The sequence below is a fragment of the Corallococcus llansteffanensis genome, from assembly GCF_003612055.1.
GTDB lineage: Bacteria > Myxococcota > Myxococcia > Myxococcales > Myxococcaceae > Corallococcus > Corallococcus llansteffanensis.
Genome location: NZ_RAWB01000619.1, coordinates 1 through 5,637, shown reverse-complemented (window position 1 = coordinate 5,637; position 5,637 = coordinate 1). Strand labels below are relative to the sequence as shown.

The 5,637-nt window shown below is 70.6% G+C and carries 3 protein-coding genes; all 3 read right to left on the bottom strand.

Annotation, left to right across the window (positions count from 1 at the left end; translation table 11 throughout):
- Positions 1-294 precede the first annotated feature (294 nt).
- Positions 295-726: a DUF1622 domain-containing protein gene (locus D7V93_RS36590; protein ID WP_120647763.1), complete on the bottom strand. Its 432-nt coding sequence runs from the start codon at positions 724-726 to the stop codon at positions 295-297.
- An 88-nt stretch (positions 727-814) separates the two neighbouring features.
- Positions 815-2,584, bottom strand: a complete 1,770-nt coding sequence (locus D7V93_RS36585; protein ID WP_120647762.1) for a peptidase MA family metallohydrolase — start codon at positions 2,582-2,584, stop codon at positions 815-817.
- Positions 2,581-5,622 (bottom strand): DUF4175 family protein, encoded by a 3,042-nt coding sequence (locus D7V93_RS36580; protein WP_120647764.1) that lies wholly within the window; start codon positions 5,620-5,622, stop codon positions 2,581-2,583. The genes D7V93_RS36585 and D7V93_RS36580 overlap by 4 nt, the downstream gene beginning before the upstream one ends.
- Positions 5,623-5,637: the final 15 nt, after the last annotated feature.

Sequence of the window (5,637 nt, the reverse complement as noted above, 5' to 3'; positions counted from 1 at the left end):
GTGCTGGGGGGCGTGGCGCTCTGGGCCAGCGAGACACCGCCAGCGAAGAGGGCCACGGCGAGGGTGACTCCGTGCAGGGTGCGCTTCATGGGTGTTGCTCCTTTTCAAGGCCTCGGGAGTGAGGCGGGACAAGTCGGTGGAACCCGGAGGCCCGGGCTCGCGCGGCGCAAGTTGGGCCAGGGCGCGACGCGGAACCCAGCGGGTCGGAGGCCGGACGTGCGCCAATTCACGTTGTGTGGGGGGGCGGGTGCGGCAGTGGACAGCGCCACTGATCGCAGGCCCGGGTGGAGACGTTCAATGCGGCACGGAACGCTCCTCTTCTTCGGATTCGCGCGCCTCCACGGGAGGGGAGGTGGCGGAAGGGTCGCGCGGCGTCACCGCGCCGCTCGCGGGCTCACGGGCTTGCTGCCAGGGCCAGCGGCCCTCCAGCTCCACCTCCAGCGTGAAGCTCAGGAAGGTGCGGATGAGGACGATGAGCCCGAGCACCAGCACGTCATTCAACGTGGGCTGGTCGCTGACGGTGCGCAGGATGTCCGCGGCGACGAGGAACTCCAGGCCCAGCAGGATGGCGCGGCCCAGGTCCAGACGCAGACGACGGTAGATGTAACTCGTGCCCCTGCGGGTGAACAGCCGCGACGCGGCGAGCAGGGCGCCCAGCATCATGACGCCCACGCCCGCGCCTTCCATCAGTCGGGCTGCCAGCAAGACGACCGATTGGAACGCCATCCCCTTCTCCTCGTGCCGAAAAGCTAGGCATCCCCGAGGAGTGGGAAGGGAGAACGGATGCCCCCTGACTGGTCGGCTGCCCTGGAAGCTACTTCGCGGGCTTCGGCACGGGCTTCGCGGCCGGCTTGGGCGCGTCCGGAGAGCTGGGGGGAACGTTCGTCTCCGACAGCTCACCTTCGGCGCGCAGGAAGGCCTGGGCGGCGCGGTCCACGTCGTCGGGCTTGAGGCCGGTGAGGCTGGAGGCGGCCCCCCGCGTGCGCGTGGCGAGCGCCGTCTCTCCCAGCGCCCCGTGGATGCGGGTGAGGGCCAGGTGGATCTCCGGGTCGAACGGGTCGGAGGCCAGCGCCTCCAGGTAGGCCGTCTTCGCCTTCGGGTAGTCCTTGCGGAACAGCAGGATGCGGCCCAGGTGCACGTTGGTGGAGGGCGAGCCCGGGTGCATGCGCAGCGAGCCGCGCAGCACGGACTCCGCCTCGTCCAGCCGGCGCAGCTCCAGGAGCGCGAGCGCGAACTTGTTGGACACCGATTCGTACTTGTCGCCCACCAGCTTGTGCGCCCGCGCGTACTCCTCCGCGGCGGCCTTCACCCGGTTGCGCTCGCGCAGCAGCTCCCCCAGGTGCGCGAACTTGCGCGCGGGGACTTCGGACACCTCCGCGAAGTCGCCGAAGGAGATTTCACGCCCCTTCTTCTCCGTGTCCTTCTGCGCGCCCTTGGCGTCCTCCTTGAGCACCACGCGGTCGTCGCGCGGCACCAGTTCCTGGGGGAAGGGCTGCTTCTTCACGTACGACAGCCACGTCTTCTCGAAGAGGGGGAAGGGCATGCCCGTCGCCGCCTCCACCGCCTTCTTGTCCGTCTGCCCCGCCTTCAGCTCCTGGAGCACCGTGCGCAGCCCTTGCGTGCCCTTGGTGCCGTGGATGTAGTCGATGGCGTAGAACACCTCCGCGAACGCGGTGGCCGCGTCCTCCGCCGTGGGCAGCATGGCGATGGAGGGGTGCATCTTCTCGAAGGGGATGAGCTTGTCCTCCTTCACGCGCTTGCCCAGGAGCGCCTGCGTGGAGGGCGTCATCGCGAGGCCGCCCTTGCCGCGCCAGCGCGACTCCATGAACTTGGCGATGCCTTCATGCAGCCAGATGGGCACGGTGTTGTGGCTCATCTGGCTGACCACCAGGTGCACGTACTCGTGCGCCAGCGTGTCCTGCCAGTCGTAGCCCTGCGCCACGGCCTTGGGGCTCGTCACCATCAGCTTGTTGAACTTGCAGATGGCGATGGTGCCCGTGGTGCGGATCTGCTTCTCCGTGAGCGTGCTCACCTTGGACAGTTCGCGCGCGTTGTTCACCACCTCCACGCGCACCTTGCCCGGCGGCGTCCAGCCCAGGTCTTCCTTGAGCGCGCGGTGGATGGCCTCCAGCGTCTCCAGCGCGTAGGGGACCAGCACCTCCTCCTTGCCCTTCGGGTAGAAGAAGATGAAGTGCTCGCTCTCCGCGCGCTGGTGGTCCTTGATGATGGCGCGCGTGTCCTTGGCCAGGCGCAGGTAGCTGCCCGGCTTGTCCTCGATGTTCGCGCCCTCCAGCAGCGTCACCGCTTCGTCGTACTGGCCCTCCTCGAAGGACACGCGGCCCTGGAAGTACTTCAGGGGCTCCAGCTCGGACGGTACGCGCTTCTCCACCTCGGCCAGCTCGCGCCGGGCGCTGGCCACGTCCCAGTCGTCCAGCGACTGCTCCACCTTGCCCAGCCGCGTCTTCACGTCCTCCTTGAGGGAGGCGTCGGACGGCTGCGCGAAGGCGGCGGGGACGGCGACGAGGAAGCAGAGGAGGGCGCAGAGGGTGGTGCTCGGGACTCGCGCGTGCGTGCGGTGGCTCACTTCACCAGCTCCTCGTAGTAGCGCTTCACCTGCTCGCGGTACTTCTCCGGCGCGCCCTGCTTCATCGCGTCGAGCAGGTCCTTGCGGAACTCGCGCGGGGCCTGGAACGCGTCCTCGTCCGGCAGCTCCACCTTGTCCTGCGGGTTGCGGCCGTTGCCCTCCTGGCGGCGGCCGGAGCCCATGGGCATGGGCAGCCCGCGGCCCTGCTTGCGGCCCTGCTGGCTCTGCTGCATCTGCTGCTGGAAGCGCTTGAGGCCCTCCATCGCCGCCTGCTGCTCGCCGTAGCCGCGGCCCGGGTCCTTGCCCTGCATGCGCTGCGAGGCCTCGCCCATGCGCTGGCCAATCTCATCCATCTGCTGGCCGGCCTCCTCGCCGAACAGCGGCGCCGTCTGCTCCATGTCCTCCATCTGCTGGCGCAGGCCCTGCGCGCGCTGCTCCAGCTGCTGCTGGCGCTGGCCCAGCTGCTGGAGCTGCTGCTTCTCGGCCTGGGACAGCTGCGAGCCCGGCGGCGGGAACAGGGACTGGAGCTGCTGGCTCACGTCCGACACGTCGCGCGCGTCCTTCCTCAGCCGCTCCGCGAGCTGCGCGGACTGCTGGCGCACCTCCGGGGGGTTGCCGAACATCTCGTCCAGCTGGCGCTGCTGCTCGCCCATGCTGGAGAGCTGGCGGGCCGCGTCCTCGGCGCGGGCGGCGGACTCGGCGGCGAGGTCGAAGTCGTCCACCTTGAGCGCGTTCTCCACGTTGCGCAGCTCGGACTGGGCCTCTTCCAGGGGGCGGGCCGCGCGGCTGTTGAGCCGGGCCGGGTCCAGCTTCTGGTAGTTCTCCTGCACCTGCTTCACCTTGCGCTGAAGCTCGTCCTTGAGGGCCTGGCCCTTCTCCTTGAGCCGGTCGCGGTTCTGGTTGCGGGCCTGGTCGCGCAGCGCGCGCGTCTGCTCGGCGACCTTCTGCTGTTCGTCCATGGTGCCCTGCAGGTCGTCCATGAACTTGCCGAACTTCTCCGCGAGCTCCGGGTACTGCTCCGCGCCGAAGTCCTCCTGGGACTTGTCCATGGACTCGAGCATCTCGTCCATCTGCATGCCCAATTCCTGGAGCTTCGCCAGGGCCTCGTCCGCCTTGCCCTCCTGCATCAGGCGCTCGACTTCATCCATGGCGCCCTGCATGTCCTCCTGCTGCATCATCTCCGACAGCGCCTCGGCGTTGAGGTGCTCGTCGCGGATGCCCTTGCGCAGCTCGGCCATGCGCTGCATCAGCTCCTGGATGCGCGACTTGAGCTGTTGGATCTGCTGCATCACCTGCTCGCGCGCGGACTCGTCCGGGTTGGCCTTGTACTGTTCGATGAGGCGCGACAGGTCGCGGCGGTCGTTGGCGAGCTGCTTCGTCAGCTCCTGCAGCGCCTCCAGCTTCTGCCGGTCCAGCAGCGACTCCAGGTAGAGGATGTCGCGCTCCAGGCCTTCAATCTCGTCGTCCACCACGGCGGTGAGCCGGGTGCCGGTGCCCCAGTCCTCGCCGCGCGCGCGCTGGGTGCGCAGGTACAGGCGGCGGAAGTCGGAGGTGGTGCTCACGCTGCGCTTGAGCTCGCCGCCGATGTTGAGCAGCGCGGAGACGATCTCCTTGGGCACGTCCTTCTCCCGGGACAGCTCCTGGCCCTGCTCGCGGAAGTCCTCGGAGAGCTGCAGGCCGCTGGCGTCCACGGTCCGCGCGGACTCCACCGCCTGCGCGTCCTTCTGCTTCGCGCGGTCGGGGCCCTCCAGCCGCTCCGCCAGGTGGTCCACGAGCCGGCCCCACAGGGCCTCGGCCTTCTCCAGGGCGGCGCGGCGGTGCTCGGCGGCGCTGTACACGCGCAGGGTCTGCGTGCGGCTGACGCCCTTCTTCGGGCCCTCCACCGCGTCGTTGTCCTTGGCCTCCACGTAGTAGGTGATGCGGTCGCCGGGGGCGGGCTTGAGCGGGCCCAGGTCCCAGGTGTACGTGCCCCGGCTGCGGCGGCTGTCCTCGCGCGGCAGGTTCACGCGCGTCTCCTGCTTCGCGCCGGGCATGCGGAACACCAGCGACAGGCCGGACAGGCCGTAGTCGTCGGTGGCCTCGTACTTGAGCGTCACCGTCTGGGCGGGGTCGACCTCGATTTCGGAGGAGGGCGTGAGCAGCGTCACCTGGGGCGCCTTGTCCGCCTCCACGGTGAGCGGGATGTCCGGGCCCACCGCGAGCGGCTTCGAGCGCGAGCCGTAGAAGACGAAGTGGTAGTGGCCGCCCTGCTTCGCGACGAAGCTGCCGGCCAGCTCGCGTCCGCCCGTCACGGTGAGCGGCAGCACCTGGTCGTTGACGACGACCTCCGCGCGCTCGATGGGGCGGTCCGAGCGCGTCTTCAGCGCGACCTCGGTGCCGGACGGTGCGCTCACCTCGCCGTTGGTGCCCGGCACGGTGCGCGGCGCGAGGCCCGTGTACGCGGGGTAGCGGTACGTCAGCTCGATGTCGCCGGTGATGGGCTCCGCCTGCGCGGCGGCCTCCGGGCGCGCGGCCTGCTCGCGCAGGTGCTTCCAGCCGGACGCCCACTGCCCGCCCACGAAGAACATCAGCAGCGCGAGCGCCAGCACCGCGCCGCCGCACGCCAGGGCCACGCGGCGCAGCGGCTGCGTGTCCACCACGAGCCGCGGGTCCACGGTGCGGGCGCGGGCGTCCATCTGCTGGAGGAACGCGTCCGCGAGCTGGGGGGACCAGCCGGCCTCCTCGCGGCGCTCGTGCGACAGCTCCACCGCCGCGAGCACGTCCAGCGACAGCTCCGGCCGGCGCTGGCCCACGAGCCGGGCGGTGCGCAGGTCGTCGCCCACCTGGCGGCGCGCGAGCACGATGCCGAAGAAGCAGGCCACCGCCGCGCCCACCGGCAGGGCGAGCCACAGGAGCGCCTGGGCGAGGCCCGGGGCGGCCCGGCCGAGGAGGCCCGTGGCGACGAGGAGCACGAGGGCGGCGACCGTGCCGAGCAGGGCGCCCTGGGCCCACAGGTGGCGGCGCTGGCGGGTGCGGACGCTGGCGAGCAGGTCCGCCACGCCTCGGGAGCGCGC

Coding starts and splice junctions, on each gene's coding strand:
- D7V93_RS36590 (WP_120647763.1), bottom strand. CDS start 726: ATGGCGTTCCAATCGGTCGTCTTGCTGGCAGCCCGACTGATGGAAGGC.